The organism is Pseudomonas sp. M2 (genome assembly GCF_015751845.1).
Lineage (GTDB): Bacteria > Pseudomonadota > Gammaproteobacteria > Pseudomonadales > Pseudomonadaceae > Aquipseudomonas > Aquipseudomonas putida_E.
On the sequence record NZ_JADOUD010000001.1, the window covers coordinates 55924 to 79324 of the forward strand.

General features: G+C 62.5%; 21 protein-coding genes. 8 read left to right on the forward strand and 13 right to left on the reverse strand.

Annotated elements, in window-relative coordinates; genetic code table 11:
- Positions 1 to 118: 118 nt before the first annotated feature.
- From IWW33_RS00400 to IWW33_RS00410, 3 genes are all read right to left on the reverse strand, one after another.
- The gene (locus tag IWW33_RS00400) at positions 119 to 613 is read right to left on the reverse strand and encodes a GNAT family N-acetyltransferase (RefSeq protein ID WP_115275073.1); all 495 of its coding nucleotides are present in this window, start codon (positions 611 to 613) and stop codon (positions 119 to 121) included.
- 121 nt (positions 614 to 734) lie between these two features.
- The gene (locus tag IWW33_RS00405; RefSeq protein WP_012314118.1) at positions 735 to 947 is read right to left on the reverse strand and encodes a PLDc N-terminal domain-containing protein; all 213 of its coding nucleotides are present in this window, start codon (positions 945 to 947) and stop codon (positions 735 to 737) included.
- A 53-nt stretch (positions 948 to 1000) separates the two neighbouring features.
- Complete coding sequence (locus IWW33_RS00410; RefSeq protein ID WP_046785487.1) at positions 1001 to 1480, reverse strand: hypothetical protein; 480 nt, start codon at positions 1478 to 1480, stop codon at positions 1001 to 1003.
- 139 nt (positions 1481 to 1619) lie between these two features.
- Between IWW33_RS00410 and IWW33_RS00415 the strand changes: the two genes are divergently transcribed.
- Positions 1620 to 2627 carry a GlxA family transcriptional regulator gene (locus IWW33_RS00415; RefSeq protein WP_119688819.1) on the forward strand — a complete coding sequence of 336 codons (1008 nt, stop codon included), beginning with the start codon at positions 1620 to 1622 and terminating at the stop codon, positions 2625 to 2627.
- Positions 2628 to 2634: 7 nt separating this feature from the next.
- Here IWW33_RS00415 and IWW33_RS00420 read toward each other — a convergent pair whose 3' ends face one another.
- Together IWW33_RS00420 and quiC are read right to left on the reverse strand one after the other, a co-directional pair.
- The gene (locus IWW33_RS00420; RefSeq protein WP_012314115.1) at positions 2635 to 3306 is read right to left on the reverse strand and encodes a TetR/AcrR family transcriptional regulator; all 672 of its coding nucleotides are present in this window, start codon (positions 3304 to 3306) and stop codon (positions 2635 to 2637) included.
- A 173-nt stretch (positions 3307 to 3479) separates the two neighbouring features.
- Positions 3480 to 5387, reverse strand: a complete 1908-nt coding sequence (gene quiC, locus IWW33_RS00425) for a 3-dehydroshikimate dehydratase QuiC (protein WP_012314114.1) — start codon at positions 5385 to 5387, stop codon at positions 3480 to 3482.
- A gap of 493 nt (positions 5388 to 5880) precedes the next feature.
- Between quiC and IWW33_RS00430 the strand changes: the two genes are divergently transcribed.
- Complete coding sequence (locus IWW33_RS00430) at positions 5881 to 7254, forward strand: MFS transporter (RefSeq protein WP_174141465.1); 1374 nt, start codon at positions 5881 to 5883, stop codon at positions 7252 to 7254.
- Between the two features lie 35 nt (positions 7255 to 7289).
- Here IWW33_RS00430 and IWW33_RS00435 read toward each other — a convergent pair whose 3' ends face one another.
- From IWW33_RS00435 to IWW33_RS00455, 5 genes are all read right to left on the reverse strand, one after another.
- Positions 7290 to 8702 (reverse strand): DOPA decarboxylase, encoded by a 1413-nt coding sequence (locus tag IWW33_RS00435; RefSeq protein ID WP_046785491.1) that lies wholly within the window; start codon positions 8700 to 8702, stop codon positions 7290 to 7292.
- Positions 8703 to 8902: 200 nt separating this feature from the next.
- Complete coding sequence (locus tag IWW33_RS00440; protein WP_119688816.1) at positions 8903 to 9847, reverse strand: LysR family transcriptional regulator; 945 nt, start codon at positions 9845 to 9847, stop codon at positions 8903 to 8905.
- Positions 9848 to 9983: 136 nt separating this feature from the next.
- Positions 9984 to 10694, reverse strand: coding sequence for a YebC/PmpR family DNA-binding transcriptional regulator (locus IWW33_RS00445; protein WP_039603624.1), 711 nt, complete (start codon positions 10692 to 10694; stop codon positions 9984 to 9986).
- A gap of 94 nt (positions 10695 to 10788) precedes the next feature.
- Positions 10789 to 12180 carry an FAD-dependent oxidoreductase gene (locus tag IWW33_RS00450; RefSeq protein ID WP_174141464.1) on the reverse strand — a complete coding sequence of 464 codons (1392 nt, stop codon included), beginning with the start codon at positions 12178 to 12180 and terminating at the stop codon, positions 10789 to 10791.
- Between the two features lie 14 nt (positions 12181 to 12194).
- A complete protein-coding gene (locus IWW33_RS00455; RefSeq protein ID WP_174141463.1) occupies positions 12195 to 13511 on the reverse strand; it encodes an MFS transporter in 1317 nt (438 codons plus the stop codon).
- Between the two features lie 240 nt (positions 13512 to 13751).
- Between IWW33_RS00455 and IWW33_RS00460 the strand changes: the two genes are divergently transcribed.
- Both IWW33_RS00460 and IWW33_RS00465 read left to right on the forward strand, forming a co-directional pair.
- Positions 13752 to 14621 (forward strand): LysR substrate-binding domain-containing protein, encoded by an 870-nt coding sequence (locus tag IWW33_RS00460; protein WP_115275080.1) that lies wholly within the window; start codon positions 13752 to 13754, stop codon positions 14619 to 14621.
- Between the two features lie 101 nt (positions 14622 to 14722).
- The gene (locus tag IWW33_RS00465; protein ID WP_174141462.1) at positions 14723 to 15097 is read left to right on the forward strand and encodes a DUF2784 domain-containing protein; all 375 of its coding nucleotides are present in this window, start codon (positions 14723 to 14725) and stop codon (positions 15095 to 15097) included.
- On the opposite strand, the gene tam is transcribed toward IWW33_RS00465, so the two are convergent.
- A complete protein-coding gene (tam, locus tag IWW33_RS00470) occupies positions 15087 to 15863 on the reverse strand; it encodes a trans-aconitate 2-methyltransferase (protein WP_046785497.1) in 777 nt (258 codons plus the stop codon). The two genes, IWW33_RS00465 and tam, sit on opposite strands and share 11 nt — an antisense overlap.
- Positions 15864 to 15965: 102 nt before the next feature.
- On the opposite strand from tam, the gene IWW33_RS26570 reads away from it, so the two are divergent.
- A complete protein-coding gene (locus tag IWW33_RS26570; protein WP_231386136.1) occupies positions 15966 to 16145 on the forward strand; it encodes a hypothetical protein in 180 nt (59 codons plus the stop codon).
- Positions 16146 to 16148: 3 nt separating this feature from the next.
- Here IWW33_RS26570 and IWW33_RS00475 read toward each other — a convergent pair whose 3' ends face one another.
- Complete coding sequence (locus tag IWW33_RS00475) at positions 16149 to 17558, reverse strand: amino acid permease (RefSeq protein ID WP_046785499.1); 1410 nt, start codon at positions 17556 to 17558, stop codon at positions 16149 to 16151.
- Positions 17559 to 17883: 325 nt separating this feature from the next.
- Between IWW33_RS00475 and IWW33_RS00480 the strand changes: the two genes are divergently transcribed.
- The 3 genes from IWW33_RS00480 to IWW33_RS00490 all read left to right on the forward strand — a co-directional run bounded on the left by IWW33_RS00480 (position 17884) and on the right by IWW33_RS00490 (position 22603).
- Positions 17884 to 19308, forward strand: a complete 1425-nt coding sequence (locus IWW33_RS00480; protein ID WP_039601970.1) for a PLP-dependent aminotransferase family protein — start codon at positions 17884 to 17886, stop codon at positions 19306 to 19308.
- A 541-nt stretch (positions 19309 to 19849) separates the two neighbouring features.
- A complete protein-coding gene (locus IWW33_RS00485; RefSeq protein ID WP_174141461.1) occupies positions 19850 to 21385 on the forward strand; it encodes an S-type pyocin domain-containing protein in 1536 nt (511 codons plus the stop codon).
- A 675-nt stretch (positions 21386 to 22060) separates the two neighbouring features.
- Positions 22061 to 22603: a WYL domain-containing protein gene (locus IWW33_RS00490; RefSeq protein ID WP_174141460.1), complete on the forward strand. Its 543-nt coding sequence runs from the start codon at positions 22061 to 22063 to the stop codon at positions 22601 to 22603.
- 4 nt (positions 22604 to 22607) lie between these two features.
- Here IWW33_RS00490 and IWW33_RS00495 read toward each other — a convergent pair whose 3' ends face one another.
- The gene (locus tag IWW33_RS00495; protein WP_174141459.1) at positions 22608 to 23342 is read right to left on the reverse strand and encodes a hypothetical protein; all 735 of its coding nucleotides are present in this window, start codon (positions 23340 to 23342) and stop codon (positions 22608 to 22610) included.
- Positions 23343 to 23401 lie beyond the last annotated feature (59 nt).

The window sequence follows — 23401 nt, forward strand, 5'->3', positions numbered from 1 at the left end:
GCAACGCGCACGAAAAGGAACCCCAGGCCAGAGCGACCGGGTCTTGAATACGAGGTAATGGCATTATGCCGCTTGAGTGGATTTTGTGAAGTGGCTCACAGTTTTTTGCCAGCGCCGCTCAGTGGTAAGCGGACGTAACCTTATAGGTGAGCAGGTCCGGGTCATCACCCAGCACGATTTGCTGCACCGGCCGCGGCAAGTCGGCCACGACGGCTTTGCAGAAGGCAACGGCGGTGGGGTCCGGCGCATAGCAGCGCAGGAGCCAGTCTCCGGCACCGCTGAGCAACTGCAGCGCGACCGCACGGCCAATACCCTGCCGGCGGTAGCGCTTGAGGATGAACAGGTCGGCCAGCTCACTGGCATTGATGCCAGGCAGCTCGCTGCGCTCGACCAGCACGAAACCGGCAATGAAACCATCCACCAGTACCAGGTTTGCGCTCCAACCGTTTGCAAGCCAATAGCGCTGCAGGTGCTCTTCGTGAATGTAGAAGCGCCCGTCTACCTCGACGTCTTCCTGCTCCCAGTCAGAGGACTCGTAGGCATAGAACTGATAGAGATTACGGATCAGGTCGGCCTGGTCGCGGGTAGTGGTGAGCAATTCGATGGGCAGCATGGGGGGGCTCGGGCACTGGGGTGGTTGAAAGGCTTTCATGTTGAAAGTACCGGCCCCCAGATTATGGCTCAACTCAGCGCCATGAACGGCATCAGGCGCCCCGCACCTGATGCCGTGCCCCTCACTTTTCTTGCAGTACCGCCCTGCCCTTCACTGCCCGCGGCCCGCGCCAGGCCCAGAACAGCAACCCGGGGAACGGGGCGTAGACGACGAAGACGATCCATAGCATCTTGCGCTCCGCGCGCCGTTCGCTGCCGATGATGTGCCAGATGGCGAAGATCTCCAGCAAGATGACCAAGGCCGCGACAATGATCCAGATCGTTCCGATTTCCATGAGCACTCTCCCGTTGGCATGTAAAGGGTTGGGTTACTGCCAGCGGCAAGGGTTCATTCGGATTTACTTGCCTGGGCCTTTTCCAGTGCAGCCTTCAACGCCTTCGCATCAGCGAACTCCTGCTGGCTGACCAACGCTCCCTGCTCAAGCTGCAACCACAGCACCTTGCCTTCCTGCCCAGGATAGCGGCTGGCCACCTGCCCTTCACGATCAAGCATAACCCGGTAGTTGTAATCACGCATGGCCGGGATGGCGAACAGCTTGCTGATCAGCGCCGGCATGCGCTGGATATCCGCCACAAACACCGCATCGCGCGACTCCAGGTAGCCCTTGGGCTGTTCAGCCAGGGCCGCCTTCACCAGCTTGGCGCCGTCCATGTCGCGGGCCACCAGCAGCACATGCGTGCCGGCGTCCAGGGTATAGGGCTGGTCATGCTGGTCGAGCAGCGTCCACGGTGCGAGCTTTTCCCCGGTTTGCAGGGCGTTTGCCACCAGTGGCAGCAGGCTGAACAACAGGGCGACGGCGTATTTCATCGAGGTTCTCCAGGTGGGAGGCGCCAGCATAGCCCAGTTGCCTCAATACGACCTCCAATACCACAGGCCCACCCAGGCGATTGTCTTTCCCCTAGCTACCGGCCACACTCGCCAGGCCATCCAGGAAGCGGAGTCCAGAGTGCCCACCCCACGCCAGTTCAGCAAGAAGACCAGCACCACCAACATGCTGCGGCTCAAGGCCACCGCGGGCAGCCCCCAGGCGCCCTACCGCGTCGACTTCGTCCTGCTCAAACACTTCTCCATGGCCAGTTTCACCGTGGCCATGGACGTGCTGGTCACCGCCAACCTGCTGCGCGCCGACAGCTTCAGCTTCACCCCACTGTCGCTGGACGGCGACCGGGTGCTGAGCGACCTGGGCCTGGAGCTGGTGGCCACTGACCTTGTTGCCAGCGAACTGAAAGCACTTGAACTGCTGATCATCTGCGGAGGCTTGCGCACACCGCTGAAGTACCCCGAACTGGACCGCCTGCTGGATGACTGCGCCGCCCACGGCAAGGCCCTGGGCGGGCTATGGAACGGCGCCTGGTTTCTTGGCCGCGCCGGGGTACTGGATGACTATGGCTGCAGTATCCACCCCGAGCAGCGCGCCAGCCTGTCCGAGCGCAGCCCGCAGACACGCATCACCCCGGCCAGCTTCACCCTGGACCGTGACCGGCTCAGCGCCGCCAGCCCCAATGGCGCCATGGAACTGATGCTCGGCCTGGTCCGCCGCCTTTACGGTGACGGCCTGGCAGAAGGCGTCGAAGAAATCCTGTCGTTCTCCGGCGCCCGCTACCGGCAGGTCGGCCCGGGGGCGAAAAAGTCGATGAGCCTGCACCTGCGCACCATCGTCGAGCTGATGGAGAACAACCTCGAGGAAACCCTCAGCCTCGACCAGTTGGCGGCCTACAGCGGCCGCTCGCGGCGGCAGATCGACCGCCTGTTCCAGGCCCAGCTGGGCACCTCGCCGCGGCGCTACTACATGGAACTGCGCATTACCAAGAGCCGCCGCCTGCTGCAGTACTCCGACCTGTCGGTGATGGAGGTTGCGGTGGCCTGCGGCTTTGTTTCGGTGTCGCACTTCAGCAAGTGCTACGCGGCCTACTTCGGCTACCCGCCGTCACGTGAGCAACGGCTGGGCGAGTGAACGGCACTCAGGCCTGGATGTAACGCATCACTGCTTCGCAGATCATGGCCTTGTGGCGCAGTTTGACCTGCTCATCCAGCAGGTCGATCTGGAAGATATCGCCGAAGGTATGGCGGTTCGAGACCCGATAGAAGCAGAACGCGCTCATCAGCATGTGCAGGTCGATGACCTCGATGCCCGGGCGGAACACCCCCTCTTGCACGCCACGCTCCAGCGTGCGGCCCAGCGCCTGCAGCACCAGGCTGCTCATCTCGCGGATGGCCGGGGTTTTCTTCACGTACTCGCCGTAGTGGATGTTTTCGGTGCAGACCATGCGCACGAAATCGACGTTGCGGTCGTGGTGGTCGAAGGTGAACTCGGTCAGGCGCTGGATGGCCTGCTCGGCCGGCAGCGACTCCAGGTCCAGGCGGTGCTCGGTCTTGCGGATGTCGCCGTACAGCTTGACCAGGCACTCGACGTACAGCTGCTCCTTGCTGCCGAAGTAGTAGTAGATCATGCGCTTGGAGGTGGCTGTGCGCTCGGCGATGGCATCCACCCGCGCACCTGCCAGGCCTTGCTGGACGAACTCGTTGATGGCGGCCTGGAGGATGTCCTCGCGGGTTTTTTCAGGGTTGTTCTTGCGCGACTTGCGTGTCCCTTCGATCTCGGGCTGGCCGAGGGGGGCAACGGGATTGCTCATAGCTGCTCACGGGGTATTTATTGGGATTTGGACGGGATTATCCGTGAGTGGAGGGTTGGAAGGAAGCGCGCTGTTGATCGGGTGGGCAGGATTGGCGGGGGCCCAGCCTGAGCCCCTTGATCAAGCGCTGCACAGGCAGCGCCCGATCTCACAAGCCGTGAACCCTTGGGCCGTTACAGCACCGGCTTGCGCGCCGCTCCGCTGCGCCGCTTGGCCATCGCCGCCAACCGCACAGGAACGTTGGCCGCACCGTACCCGGCATACCCCCCCTTGCGCTGGATGATTTCAAAGAAGAACCGGTCCTCGAACGCCTCGGTGTACACGTGGAACAGCTCGCCGCCCTGGGCATCGCGGTCGTACAGCACGTTGTAGTACGCCAGCTCGCTGAGAAACTCGTCATCGAAATCGAAACGCGCCGCCAGATCGTCGTAGTAATTGAGCGGAATTTCCAGCAACGGCACACCGGCTTCCTTCGCCCGCGCCACTTCCTTGAAGATGTCGGCACAATCGAAGGCGATATGGTGAACGCCCGACCCGCGATAGCTCGACAGCGCGTGGGCGATGGCGGTGTTGCGGTTTTCCGATATGTTCAGCGGCAGGCGCAGGCTGCCGCACTGGCTGCGCAGGGCACGGCTTTTGACCAGGCCGTAGGGGTCGGGCAACACCACTTCATCATCTGCGGCAAAGTCGAACAGGCTCTTGTAGAACAGCACCCAGCTGTCCAGCGACTCGGCCGGCAAGGCCAGGGCCATGTGGTCGATGCGCTGCAGGCCACCGGTGCTGCTGGCGCTCTGGTCCAGGCGGAAGTCGGTGTCGTACAGCGACGGGCCTTCCTTGCCCTGCTCCACCAGGTAGATCAGGCTGCCATCCGGGGCGCGCACTGCAGGCACCTCACATTCATTGGGGCCGACCAACCCACGGAACGGCTGGCCGCGGAAGTCGGTGGCGCGCTGCAGCGCCGCGTGCTCGTCCTTGACCCGCAGCGCGGTGGCACACAACGATGGGCCGTGGGCCTCGAAGAAGTTGTGGCCAAAGGAGTAGGGCTCGGCATTGAGCACGATGTTGATGTCGTTCTGGCGCAGCAGGCGTACGTCCTTGCTGCGGTGCTTGCCGGCGTCGGCAAAACCCAGGCGCTTGAGCCAGCTGCCCAGACGCGCGCCGACCGCTTCGTCCACGGCAAATTCGAGGAATTCCACGCCGTCGTAGGTACTGGCGGCGGGCGGTGCGAACAGCACACCCGGCTCGATCGCGGTGCCCTCCTGTTGCAGGCGCAGGCGGGTCTGTTCCTCCAGGTACAACAGCGAGCGCAGGCCATCGGCGGCGTTCTGGCGCGGTGGTGCGGCGCGGAAGCCGTCGTTGAAGATTTCCAGCGACAGCGGGCCGCGATAGCCGGTGGCCAGGATCGGCGCGAGGAAACCGGCCAGGTCCATTTCGCCCTGCCCCGGGAAGCAGCGGAAGTGGCGGCTCCACTCCAGCACATCCATGGCCAGGATCGGCGCGTCGGCCATCTGCACGAAAAAGATCTTGTCGCCGGGGATGTCGCGGATCGCGGCAGGGTCGCCCTTGAGCGACAGGGTGTGGAAGCTGTCGAGGATCACGCCCAGCGCCGGGTGGTCGGCCTGGCGCACCAGGTTCCACACTTGCTGGTAGGTGTTGACGTGACGGCCCCAAGCCAGGGCTTCGTAGCCGATGCGCATGCCGCGTTGGCCGGCGTGCTCGGCGAGCAGGCGCAGGTCGTCCACCAGCAGTTGTTCTTCGCCCAGGGCGTCGGCCTGCACGTTGCTGCACACCAGCACCAGGTCGGTGCCCAGCTCTTGCATCAGGTCGAACTTGCGCTCGGCGCGGTCGATGTTCTTCTGCAGGCGGTCGCGGCGGCAGCCTTCAAAATCGCGGAACGGCTGGAACAGGGTGATGGCGATGCCGAGGTCGGCGCACATCTGGCGCACCTCGCGCGGGCTGCCGGCATAGTAGAGAAGATCATTTTCGAAGATCTCGACGCCGTCGAACCCGGCGGCGGCGATGGCTTCGAGCTTTTCCGGCAGTGTGCCGCTCAAGGACACGGTGGCTATCGAACGCTGCATGGTGGAATTCCTTGTTATGGGGCTACTGGGCTGGAAGCTGGGGCTAAGCAAAACACCATCAGACTTCTTGGCATGATGAATTATTCGCAGGTAAAGTCATGGCAGCAATCACTTTGTACGGAACGGTTAGTTTTGCGTTCGATTACCGCACAAAACCCGTTTTGGCGAATTGATTCACTGCCACCCCTGCGCAACCATGAGACCAGACGCAGGCACACCGACCACCACTTTCTGCCCAGTGGCCGTTCGGCACAACCTGCGCTCACAAGCCCAGCGCCACGACATAATAAGTTCAATAAAACGGGTACAGACCTATGCAAACATCCCTCGCCTTGCAACCCGCACCTGCTCGATCGTTGTCTCCAAACAGACTTGGCTCGCGATCGCCGGCCCTTTAAGCACCCACATACTCCCGATAGCGATCGCACACCCACTGGCTTGCCGCCTGACGGCACCGGCTGTGCGGCGACCAACAAAAACAACGGAGACAACGATGGCTAACTCCAGCTCTCAAGCCAAGAAAGCGACCGCCAGCGGATGGATAGGCTCGGCACTCGAGTACTACGACTTTTTCATCTATGCCCAGGCTGCGGCACTGATCTTCCCGCAGATCTTCTTCCCCAACACCGACCCCAAGATGGCGATCATCGCCTCGCTGGCTACCTACGGCGTGGGTTACCTGGCCCGTCCGGTCGGCGCCTTCGTGCTCGGCCACTGGGGTGATACCCGCGGGCGCAAGAACGTGCTGCTGCTGTGCATGTTCCTGATGGGCATTTCGACCATGGCCGTGGGCCTGCTGCCTACCTACCACGATATCGGCATGCTCGCCCCGGCCTTGCTGGTGCTGCTGCGCCTGGTCCAGGGCTTTGCCGTGGCCGGCGAAATCTCCGGGGCCAGTTCGATGATCATGGAGCACGCACCGTTCGGGCGGCGCGGCTACTTCGCCAGCTTTACCTTGCAGGGCGTCCAGGCCGGCCAGGTAATGGCGGCGGCGGTGTTCCTGCCACTGGCCTACTTCATGCCCAGCGAGGCGTTCAACGACTGGGGCTGGCGCATTCCGTTCCTGATGAGCGCCATCGTGCTGATCGCAGGCTTCATCATCCGTAAGGAAGTGCACGAAACCCCGGCCTTCGTCAAAGAAGAGAAACAGGACAAGGTTGCCAAGTCGCCAATCAGCGAGGCCTTCCGCCACAGCTGGAAGCACATGGTGCTGGTGATGTTCATGGCCTTGATGAACGTGATCCCGGTAGTTGCCACCATCTTCGGCGCGGCCTACGCGGTACAGCCGGCCTACGGCATCGGCTTCGACAAGAGCGTGTACCTGTGGATCCCAGTGGTGGGCAACATCGTTGCAGTGCTGGTTATCCCGTTCGTGGGCAATCTTTCCGACAAGATAGGCCGTCGCCCGACCATGATCGCCGGTTGCCTGGGCTCAGGCCTGCTGGCCTTCGTATACCTGTATGCGATCAGCATCCAGAACGTGCCGCTGGCCTTCGCTACCTCGATCCTGATGTGGGGCATGGTTTACCAAGGCTACAACGCGGTGTTCCCAAGCTTCTTCCCTGAGCTGTTCAACACCCGCTACCGCGTGTCGGCCATGGCCATTGCCCAGAACATCGGCACCATGCTGACTGCGATGCTGCCGGCGTTGTTCGCCCTGGTAGCGCCACCAGGCTCGGATAACATTCCGCTGGTGGTTGGCGGCCTGGCGTTCTTCATCACCTGCGTATGTGCCCTGGCAGCGTATGTCGCGCCGGAAACCCATCGCCTGGCGATGGAAGACCTGGGCAACCCGCAGGCCAAGCCGATGGACAAGGATGCCTATGAGGCCAGCCGCAAGGGTAGCCTTCAGACAGTGAGCCACTGACGGACGCAAGGGGCCGCAGTGCGGCCCCAAGCAATTCAGCCGTTGACCACTGCCTGCAAGCGCTGCCACAACCGCTCGACATGCTCGCGCTCAGTGGGCAGCGCCCCCACCGAAACCCGCACCATCCAGCGCCCGTTCAAGGTCGCCGGCGTGACATAAGCCTCACCGGAGGCGTTGAGCCGCTCAGCCCATGCCTTGGTATGCGCATCCAGCGCCTCCCCTTCCAGCCCCCCAGGCCGATGCACAATGCACAAGGTCTGCAACTGTACCGGCGCCAACAACGCCCACTCCCCTGCCGCCTCAACCTGTTCGGCCAGCCAACGGGCATTGTCCAGGTCGCGCCGCAAGCGCTGCTGCAACGCCTCGACCCCCTCGCTGCGCAACATGAACCACAGCTTCAGCGCGCGGAAGCGACGCCCCAGCGGGATGCCCCAGTCACGCAGGTTCTTCACCTCACCATCGACCGCCGACTGCAGGTAGCTGGGGTTGGTGCTCATCACCCGGATCAGGTGCTGCGGGTCACGCACGTAATAGATAGAGCAGTCGAACGCCACCCCCAACCATTTGTGCGCGTTGACCACCACAGAGTCGGCCAGCTCGATGCCGTCCCACATCCAGCGGCATTCGGGCAGGATCATCGCTGAGCCGGCCATGGCTGAATCAACGTGCAGCCACAGCCCCTGGGCCTGGGCGATTTCGCCAATCTGGCGTAAGGGGTCCAGCGCCGTAGTGGTGGTCGTGCCGGTGGTAGCGACCACTGCGCAGGGCTGGTTGCCTTCAGCCAGGTCCTGTTCGATGGCCGCCAACAAGGCATCGGGGCGCATGGCGAACTGCTCGTCGGTGGCGATCAGGCGGATGTTGGTGCGGCCGAAACCGGCCAGCAGCGCGGCCTTGTCCACCGAACTGTGGGCGTGGGCGCTGACATACACGATCAGCGGTTTGGCTTCGGCTTGCAGGCCGCCACGCACCAGGGCGTAGTCGGTGGCACGTTCACGGGCACAGATCAGCGCGACCAAGGTGCTGGTAGACGCTGTGTCCTGAATCACGCCGCTCCACTGCCCCGACAGGCCCAGCAACTGGCGTACCCAGTCCAGAGTGGTCTCCTCCAGCTCGCTCAGCGCAGGGCTCGATTGCCATGACAGGCCCAGCACACCCAGGCCCGTGCTGAGAAAATCGCCGAGCACCGAGGACAAGGTGCCGTTGGACGGGAAGTAGCCATAGAAATCGGGGTGTTGCCAATGCGACAGGCCTGGCATCACCAGCGTGTTGACGTCATCGAGGATCGCTTCGAACGGCTCGCCCTGTTGCGGGGCGCCGGCAGGCAAGGCAGCTTTAAGGTAGCCAGGCTCGACCTGGGCCATCACCGGGCGGTCACCGACGCTCTGGCGGTAATCGGCGATCAGGTCGATCAATTGATGGCCGTACTGGCGGAATTGTTCTGGGGTCACGCGCGGTCTCCTGTGGGTTGTCCGCTGTCAGGCCCGCCCCCATCGCCGGCAAGCCGGCTTCCACAGGTACTGCACTGGGCTTGAAGGCTCTGGGCACCTGTGGCAGCCGGCTTGCCGGCGATGGGGGCATCACCAACAGCACAAGGGCCCCAGTCTAGGCGCCTGCCGCCACGCCAATAACCCCGCTTGGCGCATACCTGCTATGGCAAAGCCGCATGCCCACCCTGCACGCCGAACTGTGACTGGCGCCACAGCTCGAACACCCGGTTGCGCAACCAGCGGTGCTCGGCCGACGCCTGCAGGCGCTGGTGCCACACCACCCAGTAGCGCTGGGTATGCTCCACAAATCCCAGCGGCCGCCAGGCCAGGCCATGCAGCCGGCACAGTTGGCGGGCAATATGCTCGGGCACCGTCGCCAGCGCCTGGCTGTTGCCAATGACCTGCACGGTGGCCGAGAAGAACGGTACCTCCAGGCTGATGCGCCGCTGCAGCCCCTGGGTGCGCAGGTGGCGGTCGATGAAGCTGTCCTTGTCGCCACCGCCGGAGATGCGCACGTGCTTGAAGGCCAGGTAGTCGTCCTGGCTCAGCACTTCGCAGGCCACCAGCGGATGGTCCCGGCGCATCAGGCACACCGCACGGTCCTCGCCAAGCAGGCGACCGTGCAGGTTGGCCGGCGATTCGTCGAACAGCGTGGTCGCAAGGTCGATCTCGCCGCTGGCGAGCAAAGCGTATTGCCCGGCCTGCCAGGTGCGGTAGTCGATGCTCACGCCCGGTGCTTCCTGCTCCAGCGCCGCCACCAGCAGCGGCAGCATGTGCTCTGCAACATAGTCGGACGCGGCCAGGCAGAAGCGCCGCTCGCAACGGGCCGGATCGAACGCGGCCGGCTGGCGCAGGGCCTGAAGCTCTTCAAGCACCTGGCGCAGCGGCTCGACCAGGGCTTGGGCGTACTCGCTGAGCACGTAGCCACGGCCCTGGCGCACCAGCAATGGGTCGTCGAAGGCTTCGCGTAGATGGGCCAGCTGACGGCTCAACGCCGACTGGCTGACGCCCAGGCGCTCGGCGGCGTGGCTGAGGTTTTTCAGCTGCAGGAGGCAGTCGAGGGTACGCAGGTGGGCGAGGCTGAGGGAGGCGAAGGTTGGGTTCATACAGGCTTCCCCAGGCTGAACACAGGCCCATTCGCCGGCAAGCCGGCCCCCACAAGTACCGCGCAGAACCTGCGCTTTGCACTGTACCTGTGGGAGCCGGCTTGCCGGCGATTGGGCCGCAAAGCGGCCCCGGCTTTTACTCGGTCAGGCCAACGTAGACGTTCTGTACGTCGTCGTTTTCGTCGATCGCCTCGAGGAACGCCTCGACTTCAGCCAGTGCCTCGGCACTGAGGCTGGCAGCGCTCACCGGGTTCTTCGGGGTGTAGCCGATCTTGGCCGAGGAGACGGTGAAACCATGCTCGGGCAGGGCTTTCTGCACTGCATCCAGGTCGGTGGTGTCCGTGATGAACAGGGTCGAGCCCTCTTCTTCACCTTCTTCAAAGTCCTGGGCACCGGCTTCGATGGCGGCCATTTCCGGGTCGGCATCGCCGTCGGGCATGGCTTCGATCAGGCCCACATGGTTGAAGTCCCAGGCCACCGAACCGCTGGCACCCAGCTGGCCCTTGCGGAACAGCACGCGAATCTGCGCGACGGTGCGGTTGACGTTGTCGGTCAGGCACTCGACGATCAGCGGCACCTGGTGCGGCGCGAAACCTTCGTAAGTCACCGCCTGGTACTGCACGGCATCACCGTCCAGGCCCGCGCCCTTGCGGATTGCCCGGTCCAGGGTCTCGCGGGTCATGGAAGCCTTCTTGGCTTGCACGATGGCCAGGCGCAGGCGTGGGTTCATGTCGGGGTCGGCGCCCGACCTGGCTGCGATCTGGATTTCCTTGGACAGCTTGCCCATGATCTTGCCCTTGGCATTGGCAGCTGTTTCTCTATGCTTGGCTTTCCACTGTGCGCCCATGTCGACTCTCTTGTTTCAGCGGCCGGTTCAGGAAGCGACCGGCCAAAAGTGGGAGCAGTTTATACGCCCTCGGGCCAGTGTTCGACAAGAAATCTCACGCTTTGTCGGCCTTGCCCGCCGCCGCTGCGAACCGGGCCAGCCGCACGTCCAGGTGGCGTGGCCGCAGCCCCCGGTCTTCGGCGCGCTCCTTGCGCCGGATTGCATTGCGCACCATCAGCGACCCCAGGTAACGGATCGGCTCCGGCGGGAACAGCCCCAACGGGCCCTTGACCAGTGGCGAGCGGGTCCACGGGTTGTCCAGCCCCAGCGCCAGCGACGAGAGGATCTGCCCGCCCATGTGGCACGGCCCTACCCCGCTGCCAGAGTAGCCGAAGCCATAAAACACGTTGCCCTGCCCGTCCAACCGCCCGAAGAACGGCAGCCCGGTCACCGAGCGGTCGGAGGGGCCGTTCCAGCTGGCCGCCAGCGGTACCTGGGCCAAGGCAGGGAAGAAATCGGCCAGGCTCTCACGCAGCAGCGGCCGGTATGGCGAGGGTTGATCGAACACCGGCAGCATGCGCCCGCCATAGGCGAAGGTGTTGCCACCCTTGCCGAGCATCAGGCGACCATCGGAGGTGTTGTGGTAGTAATGCACGAAGATCCGTGAGTCCAGCACGCTGATGCCGTTGTTCAGGCCGATCTCGTGCAGCAGCTCGGGGCACGGTTCGGTGATCACCATGTCACTGGAGACGATCGCCACGCTGCGCTCGAACTGCGGGAAGGCACGCGCCATCCAGGCATTGAGGCCGAGCACCACGCGGTCGGCACGTACCGTGCCGTGGGCCGTGCGCACCAGCGCCGGGGTGCCATGCTCCAGGCCGGTCATGGCCGTGCCTTCATGAATGCGCACGCCGCGCTGCAACGCCACACGCCGCAGGCCGCGAACCAACCGGCCAGGCTGGACGGTGGCGGCGGCCGGCGAAAACCAGCCCTCCAGGTGCCGCGCCGAGCCGGCCAGGCGCTGCACCTCATCCAGCGGCAAACGCTCGAATGAATTGATCCCCTTGTGCTCCAGCGCAGCGATCACCGCATCGGTTGCACCCACCTGGGCCTGGTTGGTGGCGGTGTACAGTGTGCCGTCCAGGCGGTAGTCGCACTCGATGCCATTGGCCGCGCAAAACGTGCCAATGGCACCGATGCTGCGCTCTGACTCGCTTACCAGGCGCACCGCTTCGGCCACCCCGAACAGACGCTCGAGGGTGAAGTACTTGGCCGACCAGGACAACGCGCAACCACCGTTGCGCCCACTGGCGCCCGCACCGCAGATGTCAGCCTCGATCAGCAGCACGTCCAGCGCCGGCACCGCCTCCTTGAGCATCAGCGCGGTCCAGAGGCCCGTGTAGCCGCCGCCGACAATGCACACGTCGCAGCGGGCATCGCCTTGCAGTGGCGGGCATACCGCGTCCTGTTCACAATCCAGGGCCTGTTGCAGCCAGAAGGGTCTCATTCGCTCGCTTTCCTTTAGGTACGCAGTGGCTTGATCGCCATGCTGGTGTTGGGCGCCACATCATTGGCCTGGGCTGCGCTGGCCGGGCGGCTGTTCCAGTGCGGCAGCAGCACCAGAGCCGAGAACAGTGCGCAGCCAGCGAACACGATGAACACCGTGACGCTGTCGAAGTAACCGGGCAACAGGCCGCCGAGCACCGCGCCCACCGAACCGCAGCCATTGACGAAACCGGCTGCCGTGGCACCGGCCTTGGCGGTGCCGAAGTCGATGGCCGCCGCGCCGCTGATCATCGAGTCCGGCCCGTACAGGGTCAGGCCCATGAAGAACAGCAGGCCAACTACCATGACGATGCTGCCGCTGTGCATGGCTGCCATGAACGCCGCCAGGGCCACGGTCAGCAGCACCAGGCTGATCACACAGGCCGGCATGCGCCGGGCGCCGAACAGCTTGTCCGATGCCAGGCCGATGATGATGGGGCCCAGCAGCCCGGCCAGTTCAAAGGCCGTGGGGATGATCGCAGCACCTACCTTGCCGACGGAGGGCATCTGCTCGAAGACGATCACCGGCCCCCATAGCAAGATCGCGTAACGCGCCGGTTTTAGAAGAAAGTACGCCAGGCCCAGGGTCAGTACCGTGCGGTTGCGCAAGATCTCGCGCAGCGGCGTCCACACACTGCACAGGCTGCCGGCCGGCGCCATGCTCTGCGGCTCGGGCTCGACCGCCGGCAAGCCCACATCCTCGGGTTTGTTGCGCTGCAGGAAGAAGAACAGCACCGCCACCGCCGCCACCACCGCGGCACTGGAGAAGAATGCCGCATGCCAGCTGCCGATCAGGGTATAGGCCCACCAGCCGGCGAACGGCGAGGCGACCAGGCCGCCAAATGCATAGCACGAGCTCCACAACCCCAGTACCCGGCCGCGCTGAACGGCAGGGAAGAAGCTGCCGATGTTCTTGCACAGCCCGGCCCAGCCGGTGGACTGCGCCAGGCCCTGGATCAGCATGCAGGTGGCAAAGATCGGGAAGGTCGCGTAACTGCCCATCACCACTGCTGCTGCCGCCGAGATCAACAAGCCACCGAGCACCACCACACGCGGGCCGAAGCGGTCCGCCAGCATGCCCCAGGTGAACTGGCCCACGGCATAGGCGGCCAGGTAGATGGCGTCGAGGTTGGCCATGGAGGCCTTGTCGAGCATGAAAGTCGGGTCTTCACCAATGCCGAGCTTGGCCACCGAGAAGGCCTTGCGGGTGAAGTAGAAGGCGGCGTAGGCCAGCCAGGTGATAGCGAAAATCTGGATGCGCCAGCGTTTCAACGCGGCTAGGGAGTGATTCATGTGCGTCTGACCTCTTGCTCAAGTGTGCCGGCAGAATGTGAATAAACGCCTGTCTTGTTTTTGTGTTGCGCACTGCATGACGTGGCTCGTCATCTGGTCAGATGGCGCAGGGGTGCGCGCCATGCCCGGCGGCCGCTTGTGGCAGCGCTGGGTTGGTCAGTATGGAAACAGGTGGTGACTGATAAATAAAATCGATTTATCGTATTTCACACATAAGCTCAGCTTGTTACTGGAGTCCACATGTCGGTGTCCCACGCTCAACTCAGGGCTTTCCACGCAGTGGCCGTGCACGGCAGCTTCACCCGGGCGGCAGAAAAGCTGTTTTTGACCCAGCCGGCCGTGTCCGACCAGGTGCGCAAGCTCGAAGAGCGCTTCGGGGTGCTGCTGTTCCACCGCAACAAGCGTTCGGTGCAGTTGACCGACCTGGGCGAACGCCTGCTGGGCATCAGCAAGCGCCTGTTCGCCTGTGAGGCCGAAGCCCACGAACTGCTGCAGGACTCCCGCGCCCTGCACACCGGCAGCCTGGTGCTGGCGGTGGATGCGCCGGTGCATGTGCTGCCGCAGATCGCACGCTTCTGCCAGCGCTACCCGGGCATCCAGGTCAAGGTCGAGACCGGCAACACCGACGAGTCCCTGGCCCGGCTGTTCAGCTATCAGGCTGACCTGGCACTGTTAGGGCGCGATGTCGACGATGAGCGACTGCACTGCATGCCGCTGCGCCGCGACCCGATGGTGGCATTCGTCTCGCACAACCACCCCTGGGCCAGCCGTGGCTCGATCAGCCTGGCGGACCTGGACGACACGCCGCTGGTGCTGCGCGAGCCTGGCTCGGTGACCCGGCAGACACTGGAGGAAGAAATGCAACGCGCCGGGTTGCGAATACGCGCGGCAATCCAGGTCGAAGGCCGCGAGGCCGCGCGCGAGGCGGTGGTGGTGGGGATTGGCGTGGGGGTGGTGTCGGCCGCCGAGTTCGGCGCCGATGCGCGGGTGTGTGCGCTGCCCATTGTCGATTGCCAGCGGCACCTCACCGAGACACTGGTGTGTTTGAGCGAGCAGCGTACGCGGCGGGTGGTGGCGACGTTCCTGCAGGTGGTGCAGGAAAGCTTGTAGCGGCCTTCCCGGCCCTATCGCCGGCAAGCCAGCTCCCACTGGTTTTGCGCTGAGCCTTCATAACTATGCTGGGTATACATTCCTCTCAAAATGCACAACTCATGATTTTCCGCCTAGCCGCCGACACGCTGGTGCTGCTGCACCTGGCCTTCATCCTGCTGGTGCTGTTCGGCGGCCTGCTGACGCTCAGATGGCGCCCCGCCCTGCTCATCCACCTGCCCGCCCTGGCCTGGGGCCTGGCGGTTGAGGGCCTGCACCTGGAGTGCCCGTTGACCGGCTGGGAGAACCGCATGCGTTTCGCCGCAGGCGATGCCGGCTACCACGGCGGCTTCGTCGAGCACTACATCTGGCCGCTGATCTACCCCGCGGGGTTGACGCCGCAGATCCAGTGGCTGCTGGGCGGCGTCGTGCTGCTGGTCAACCTCGGCGTCTATAGCTACGTGATCTGGCGCTGGCGCCATTCACCTACCGCGTAGCAATCACAAACAGCCGCGGGAACGGCAGCAGCACCTTGCCGTCGGTGGCCGCCGGGTAGTCGTGCTGCATGGCCTGCAAGTACATCTGCAGGAAGCTCGCCTGCTCCTGCTCGTCCAGCCTGGCCAGATAAGGCCGCAGGGCCGAGCCCTTGAACCACTCCACCACGGCCTCGGCGCCACCGGTCAACGGGTGATGGTAGGTCGTGCGCCACACATCCACCCGCGTACACAGCGGGCTGAGCAGGTCGTAGTAGAACGCTGCGCTATGCCGGGGCGGCAAGCTCAGGTCGGCGAATTTTTCGGCCCAGGGGCCGCGGCCGGCAATCTCGCGCAACTGGCGGTGGGCCGGCTCGTCGAGGTTGTCCGGGGTTTGCACGGCCAGGCTTGCACCTTCACTCAGCTGGCGCACCAGGTGCGGGTAGAGCGAACCGTGGTCGGGCACCCATTGCAGCGAAGCGTTGGCCAGGATCAAGTCCTGCGGTTCGGGGGCGGTCCAGTGGGCGATATCGGCAATTTCGCAACGCACCCTGGGGATGCGCAGGCGCTGGCGTGCGCGCGCCTTGTCGATCATGTCCGGGTCGCTGTCCAGGGCAGTCACCTGGGCATCGGGGTGGCGCTGCAGCAGTATTTCGGTGGAATTACCAGGGCCGCAACCTAAGTCGGTAGCGTGGCGCACCGGGCGGGGAGGCACCGCGGCAAGCAGGTCGCGCACCGCACGGGTGCGTTCGTCTTCGAACAGGGAATACTGGGTGGCGGACCAGGCCATGAGGGGCTCCTTTTGGCGGGCAATGTGCTCAGCATAAGCCATCTGTCGCCTGTACGGGCCCTGTCGCGGGAACTGTTAGCTCATCCTTGAAGTCAGCCCCTTATGCGCATGCCCATGAAACCATTCCTCGCCCTGGCCCTACTGGCCCTGATCAGCGCCGCCGCCCTCCTCGGCTCACCGTGGATGAACGGGCGCTTTCACATGCCAGCGGACAAAACTCCCACCCATCAACGCGAAACGGCCGGGTCCACGAGGGAGCCGGCCGCTTCGGGCAACCACTAGCGCTTAGTGCTTGCGGGCGCTGCGCATCTGGTGCACCACACCCATGGCCACCACGACGGCGGCAGCAATGCCGGTGGAGATCACCAGGATCTGGTAGTCAGGCATGAAGGCCATGGTCACCAGTGCGGCGACGATGAAGGCGATCACCAGGTAGGTCAGCCACGGGAACAGCCACATCTTCAGGCGTACTTCCTTGCCCTCGGCGATCAGCTTGCGGCGCATGCGCAGCTGCGAGAAGGCAATCACCAGGTACACCAGCAAAGCGATCATGCCGGTGGTGTTCATCAGTGTATCGAGCACGTCTTTCGGGCGCAGGGTCTCGCTGAAGTTGATCAGCGCACACACCACGGCCACGGCGCACGAACCGATGATCGCGTTCACCGGTACGCCGGTACCGGCGCGGGTTGTCTTGAAGAACGACGGCGCATCGCCACGCTGTGCCAGCGAGAACAGCATGCGCGAAGCGGTGTAGTGGCCCGAGATCAGGCAGCTGCTCACCGACGTCAGTACCACGAAGTTCATCAACAGCTCGGCATACGGCACACCCAGCAGTTCCAAGGTGCGGCGGTAGGCGCCATAACCGGAAACGCCCAGGTGCGGGTCGTTCCACGGCACCAGGCAGACGATCAGGAAGATCGAGCCGACGTAGAACAGGCATACACGCCACACCACCGAGTTGGTGGCCTTGACGATCTGGGTGGCCGGGTCCTTGGCTTCGGATGCGGCGATGGTGACGATTTCGGCACCGAGGAAGGCGAACATCACGCCAAGCAACGCCCCGATCACCGTGGTGATGCCATTGGGCATGAAGCCTTCGGCGGTCAGGTGGGTGATGCCGCGCACTTCACCGAACTGCCAGATGTTCATCACCGCTGCAGTACACACGATCAGGAAGCAGACGATCGCGATCACCTTGATCAACGCGAACCAGAACTCGAACTCGCCGTAGTGCTTGACGTTGAAGAAGTTGACGGTGATCAGCACCAGGGTCGTGGCCAGCACGAACACGTTGACGCTTACATCAGGGAAGAAACCATGCAGGATCTTGCCTGCCACATAAGCTTCCCAGGCCATGAGGATGACCCAGTACCACCAGTACAGCCAGCCGATGGTGAAACCGGCCCAACGGCCAATGGCGCGGTCGGCGTAGGTGGAAAACGAACCGGTGTCGGGCGACGAAGTCGCCATTTCACCCAGCATGCGCATGATCAGTACCACCAGGATGCCGCCTGCCAGGTAGGCCAGGACAGCAGCCGGGCCGGCGCTGTGGATCACGCTGCCGGAGCCGACGAACAAGGCGCCGCCGATAACCCCGGCGATCGACATCATCGTCAGGTGGCGCGACTTGAGCGAGGCACTGAGTTTGCTCTCGTGCCCGCTGTTCGCGGTGGTGGTTGTGGATGTTGCGTCCATCAGTTGTGTACCCCGTGCTTCTTTTTATCCAAGGAAAACTGTAAGACCGCGATGGTCATCGGCCTCACCTGTACATCAGTGCTAATGCGGGCAGGAGGTGTGCTGTTACACACGCAGGCCTTCCATGGCGGCCTGCTGACGCGCCCCTGGGTTTGCCCCTGGAGCGAACTGAACATGCTTTATGTGGCGCTATCTGACACCTAATGTAAAAATGTCCGACACATAGAGCCATGCACAGTGGCATGAAAGTCGCACTGCACTGTACAGGTCGCCGATGCAATACACCCTGCAGGCGCCTGCCGTTACGCACCCTCAAGGCCCCCGAATGCTTGAATTACACCCAGACTCCTCGACGCCGTTGGTCAACCAGATCATCGACGGGCTGCGTGAGCTGATCGACAACCAGACCCTCAAGCCAGGTGCCAAGGTCCCGTCGATCCGCGCGTTTGCCGCGACCTATTCGGTGAGCACCTTCACCGTGGTCGAGGCTTACGACCGCCTGGTCGCCCAGGGGCTGCTGGTGAGCAAGGGCAATGCCGGGTTCTTCGTCAACCGCGCGGCGGCCGAATTGCTGGACAACCACAGCGCCGAGGCCGACGCCAGTCGACCATCGTTCAACTCCGAATGGTACCTGCAGCAGATCTTCGAGACCCGTCAGTTGCCATTCAAACCGGGCTGCGGCTGGCTGCCCAACGACTGGATGTACGAAGAAGGCCTGCGCCGCGGCCTGCGCCAGGTTGCCGGCAGCCCGCTGGAGCTGTCCGGCTATGGCGACCCGATGGGCCTGCCGGAATTGCGCGCGCTGACCGCGCAGAACCTGCAGCAGGAACTGTCGATCGTCGCCAACACCGCCCAGCTGATGCTCACCCACGGTGCCAGCCAGGCTCTGGACCTGGCCGTGCGCACGCTTGTGCGCCCCGGTGACGTGGTGCTGGTGGACGACCCCGGCTACCCCAACCTGATGAGCATCCTGCGCACCCAGGGCGCCACCTTGATCGGCGTGCCGCGCACCCCCAACGGCTACGACCTCAACCACCTCGAGCAGCTGTTGGCGCACCACCGCCCGACGGCTTTCTTCACTCAGCCGCACCTGCACAGCCCGACCTGCTCGCGCACCCCGCTGGCGCAGCTGCACCGCTTGCTGCAACTGGCCAGCCAGCACGGCTTTCGCCTGGTGGAAAACAACCTGTACGCCGACATGGTCGCCGAGCCGCAGCCGTGCCTGGCCAGCCTCGACCACCTGCAGCAGGTGGTGTACGTGGGCAGCTACTCCAAGAGCATTTCGCCCAACGTGCGGGTCGGCTACCTGTTGGCCAACCCGGAACTGGCGCAGAAGCTGCTGCACCTGAAGATGCGCTCGGGCCTGACCACCTCGCAGGTGATGGAGCGTGTGGTGTATGCCGCGATCATCGACGGCCGCTGGCGCAAGCACCTCAAGCGCCTGCGCCAGCGCCTGGCCGAGGCCCACCAGGAAGTTGGCCGGCACCTGCACCGGCTGGGTTTCGAGCTGTTCATCGAGTCGGATGAAGGCATGTATATCTGGACCCGCCACCCGGCCATCCCGGACAGCGCAGCGCTACTGGATGATGCGCTGGAGAAAGGCATCATGCTCGGGCCCGGGCAGTTGTTCATGGTCGATGCCAAGCCGACCGGGTGGATGCGGTTCAACGTGGCGTTCAGTACCGACCCTGCGATGTGGGAGTTGTTGGAGAAGGTGTTGGTGAAGCACGTGCGCCGGGCGGGGATTTAGGGCTCAGGGATTGTGCTGTGGGGCTGCTCGCCGCGGCATTTCCAGCGTCTGCGACAGCGAGCGCCGCGCGCGGCGCTCTATCCGCAGGGTGCTATGAGCAGGCACATCGTGTGTTCACACAATACCTCTGCGTAGGTAAACACCGGGGCCGATAACCACAGCCCTGCTCATGCCTCGCTGCCCAGTCTTCGAACGCACCCTCAGTCGCTGCGGCGCCACTCCCAATGCCTGGGCGAATAAAGTCAGGGCCATGAAAGTGGCCTAAGAACCAATTCCATCTTAGTCTTGGGTGACAACAGTCACATCATATTTCTCTCCAAACCTGCATCACAGGAAAGAGAAATGACTGCCCGCAGAACCATAACAAACCCTGAACTTGACGAAATATACTCCTCCGCGCCTTTTGATTATGACTTCGAAACCTTGCTCTCATGGAAACAGCCTTTCACAATACCAATAACGCCGCCAGACATAACAGCGCTTACTGACAATGCGCTTTTGGAGAGTGCTGAAAGTATTGCGCAGAATGTGATCAACAGCATTGAAACGTCTTCCTGCGGGGGAACCCGGTCTTGCAACCTACTTGGAAAAGCAGTATCTAGACATTGACCAGACTCACAGCGAAACCGCCGGCAAGCTCTTTGCAAAAAAGGCACTGCTCCTGCTTCTTTACAGCGAAATTCGTCGTCAGGCAGGCCAGCACACAGACCTCTACAACGGCATTCATGTTTACGCCCCAAACGACCAGACCTTGGCCCAGTTTTTCGAGGTCACGGCATACGTATATATCGAAGAAGAAAGCGAATTCTTCATAATTGAAGAGGCATTGTACAAACTCGCAATCAGCCTCACTGCCGCCCAAATCGAAATTGTGCTGAAGCGTTGCCTGAAGAAGGTTTTGAGAGAGCTGGAAAAAACTCACCATACAGCAACATCAGTTCTACAAAACAGAAACCAGGAGCGCCCTCACAGCAACACCATCATCCTGACGACGAACCCAACAATTCAATTAGGCACAACCCAAGGCCCCATAGCAATAAGTCGATACATTGAATTCGGACTGAAGTATGCAGGACGTAGACTGATTAACATGGCCGAAGCTGCAGCATTGCGAATTTTCAGACTGGGTATCGGCGGTGTCCTTTACTCCCCTGAACTAGGGAACTCTGACCTGTACCATGATTCGGCCTTGAGCATCCCGGCAGAGCTGCTGATCCCTGACCTACCCGAGAACCTTAATGAGCTTGCTACAACCGAAGGTCTCCTTGAGTCCCCGCTTCGAATCCACACTGACCTCGACACCTACATCCTTACGAGGCATCTGAGTACAGCAGATGCAGCGCACCAGATACCCGTGCGCGCCCTCATATTCGATGAAGCGAGTAACAGTTACGTCTCGGCCCCATCAAGGGACTTCCCGATACGACTTACATTCCCCATTCATGTCGCTGGTGGCTCTTCGACCACATCTCCAGGCATACCCGTCAAGCCCAACCCCTATAAGGGTGTAAATCTCGAAACGGCCAGCAGCGCGGCGACGCCCTTCCCCGCAAATGAACCCCAAAATCCCAGAGATTGCATTTACTGCTTCCCGGTAGAGTCTGGCCTGCCGCCGTTATATATCGTATTCAATTCGCCGTATCCCGGCGCTACAACTATAGGCACATACAGCGGCAGGGCCTACAATCCAGACAAAGCAGGCGGGCCTATCGAACGCCTGGACTGGCGAGAAGCCACCTTCACCCAAGCGGGAGTCGACCTTGTAAAATTACACATAAGTCGCTTCGATCCATCTGAAGCTAATGTCGTCATGATAGATAGGCTTGAAAAAATCTTACACGGCAAGATAGCACCTACTGACACAGACAAGCGATTTGTCACCCATGAACTGAGGGAGCTTGAGCGCTTCCGCGCCCTCGGTATCGCTGATAGAATTCTGCCAAACGATCATGGAGAGGCGTGGAACAACACTCACGCCGCCACTCTAGAAGACTACCAACTTAGCTCAGAAGCCGAACTACTATATACACCAGAGGCTTTGGAAGCAGACCGAAAACAACTTCAAAGAGATTACTAATGAACACCATAGACGACATAGTACAAAACGAAGCACCTAGGGACGTCATTTTATTCCTCACTCGAGGAAACAGCATTTCCCACCCGCAAATAGACAGATTATACGAGCGTAACAACTGGGTTTCTCTTGGCAACTGCCTCGGCCTGATCGATCTAATAAAAAATATGCACTCCGATGGATTAATAGTACAAAAAGGCGGCGGGTACTCGAAAGGCCCCAAATGGACCCCTCCCCAATTTTTCCTAGAGAAAAAATACAAATTCACTCAGCCTTGAGCACGAGGTCGATGAATGCGACTGCCCTCTAATTAAAAATAGCAACTCTAACAAGTTGAACTGGGCAGCTTGACGTCACAACACGGCGCCGGCTGCCAAATTAGAGCGCGACAACACCGGCACCTTGGCGCCAAAGTCCTTCCCCGCATCCAGCACAACCTCAAGCTGACTAGTGCGCTGCATGGTGATCGCCGGCTTTGGCAGCGGCTGCCTGCCTGCCTGCCTGCCTGCCTGCCTGCCTGCCTGCCTGAGCATGGGGTGGCGCCGAATCGTGAAACAAGTGCACAGGCCACTCATCCTGCTGAACTTGGATCCTATTCACTGAACGGGTATGCTCGCGGCAATAGCCAATTGCCATCATTCAGGCATGCACCACGCCTGAACTTCAAGGACGAGCCCTTTGCCCAGCAACTCTACCCGCCACACGATCGCCCGCCAGTGGCAACTGCTCAAATTGCTGCCCGACCGCCATCCGGGCATGAGCTCCACACAGTTGCAGGCCGCGTTGGCCAAGGTCGGCTACAAGACCAGCAAACGCACGGTGGAACGTGACCTCAATGAGCTTGCGTCGCTGTTCCATTTACGCTGCAACAACAAGGGCATGCCCTACGGCTGGTACTGGCAGCCAGGCCGCAACCTGGGTGAGGCTCAACTGCTGCAGCCGGATGCGCTCTGCCCTGCCCGGCAGATCGAATTGCGCGCCTGGGTGGATGACGCCCTCGCGCGGCGCCTGGAAGACCAGCCCTTGTCAGATGACATGCGCCTGGCCCCGCACGGCAACGGCGGGGCGACCCTGGATGCCACCGTCGACGACAGCCGCGCGTTGATGGGCTGGCTGCTGTCCCAGGCGGGCTCCATACGTGTACAGGCGCCAGAGGCATTGCGCACAGCCGTGATCGAGCAGTTGCGCCAAAGCCTGGCCCTGCACGACGGCAGCCACTAAGTCATCAGGAGGGCAATGCGGGCTTGCGTGGCCGCGCAAGGCAGGCGTAGCCCAGGCCCAGCACACTGAGCCCCAGCACACCAAGCAGCACCATCAGCTCCCGGCTGTAGCGCGCCACCAACGCCGGGAAACCGATGAATTCTCGATACACCTGCACATCCGCCACACCGTCGGCATGGCTGATGCTGATACCCCCCTGGCGGATCTGCGTGTAGTCGGCATCGAAATACACCCACACCTTGCACGCCCGGCCTTGCTCGATGACCGGGATCTCGACCATGGGCGTGGGGGCCTCGTAGAGGGTGTCGTTGCCTGAGCCGTCGCGCACTTGCACCAAACCCTTGGCCGGCAGGCGCACCTTGACCTCGCGCACCTCGGTGTGACCGGTGTTGCGCAGCTCTATGAGCAAGCCGGTACGGTGGTCCACCAACCCGGCCTCGAACGGTTTGGCGAACAGTTGGGCGTAGGGTGCCTGGGCCAGGTCGATCAGCCTGTCGACCTGATCCTGGCTCAGCGCCCCCTGGCCAATGCCGGCGATGCGAGGCTGCAGCCGCTCGTACTTGAGCTGTTCGTTGGTCTTGCTGATGCGCTCGCTGAACTGGCTTGGGTAGGTGAGGTAGGAATAGGTCAGGGAAGCTCCGAGGCGGGCGTTGTCCTTGAGCACCACGTAGGCCACCAGCCAGACCATCAGGCCAAGCAACAGGGCTACGAGCAGTTTCCCGATTTTGTCCCAACTCAACGGTAGGTTTCCTTCTGTCACGGCATGGACGGTTCGGCGGCCACAAAGGGTGCCAAGTT

Coding starts and splice junctions, on each gene's coding strand:
- IWW33_RS00400 (WP_115275073.1), bottom strand. CDS start 613: ATGCTGCCCATCGAATTGCTCACCACTACCCGCGACCAGGCCGACCTG.
- IWW33_RS00405 (WP_012314118.1), bottom strand. CDS start 947: ATGGAAATCGGAACGATCTGGATCATTGTCGCGGCCTTGGTCATCTTG.
- IWW33_RS00410 (WP_046785487.1), bottom strand. CDS start 1,480: ATGAAATACGCCGTCGCCCTGTTGTTCAGCCTGCTGCCACTGGTGGCA.
- IWW33_RS00420 (WP_012314115.1), bottom strand. CDS start 3,306: ATGAGCAATCCCGTTGCCCCCCTCGGCCAGCCCGAGATCGAAGGGACA.
- quiC (WP_012314114.1), bottom strand. CDS start 5,387: ATGCAGCGTTCGATAGCCACCGTGTCCTTGAGCGGCACACTGCCGGAA.
- IWW33_RS00430 (WP_174141465.1), top strand. CDS start 5,881: ATGGCTAACTCCAGCTCTCAAGCCAAGAAAGCGACCGCCAGCGGATGG.
- IWW33_RS00440 (WP_119688816.1), bottom strand. CDS start 9,847: ATGAACCCAACCTTCGCCTCCCTCAGCCTCGCCCACCTGCGTACCCTC.
- IWW33_RS00445 (WP_039603624.1), bottom strand. CDS start 10,694: ATGGGCGCACAGTGGAAAGCCAAGCATAGAGAAACAGCTGCCAATGCC.
- IWW33_RS00450 (WP_174141464.1), bottom strand. CDS start 12,180: ATGAGACCCTTCTGGCTGCAACAGGCCCTGGATTGTGAACAGGACGCG.
- IWW33_RS00455 (WP_174141463.1), bottom strand. CDS start 13,511: ATGAATCACTCCCTAGCCGCGTTGAAACGCTGGCGCATCCAGATTTTC.
- IWW33_RS00460 (WP_115275080.1), top strand. CDS start 13,752: ATGTCGGTGTCCCACGCTCAACTCAGGGCTTTCCACGCAGTGGCCGTG.
- IWW33_RS00465 (WP_174141462.1), top strand. CDS start 14,723: ATGATTTTCCGCCTAGCCGCCGACACGCTGGTGCTGCTGCACCTGGCC.
- tam (WP_046785497.1), bottom strand. CDS start 15,863: ATGGCCTGGTCCGCCACCCAGTATTCCCTGTTCGAAGACGAACGCACC.
- IWW33_RS26570 (WP_231386136.1), top strand. CDS start 15,966: ATGCGCATGCCCATGAAACCATTCCTCGCCCTGGCCCTACTGGCCCTG.
- IWW33_RS00475 (WP_046785499.1), bottom strand. CDS start 17,558: ATGGACGCAACATCCACAACCACCACCGCGAACAGCGGGCACGAGAGC.
- IWW33_RS00480 (WP_039601970.1), top strand. CDS start 17,884: ATGCTTGAATTACACCCAGACTCCTCGACGCCGTTGGTCAACCAGATC.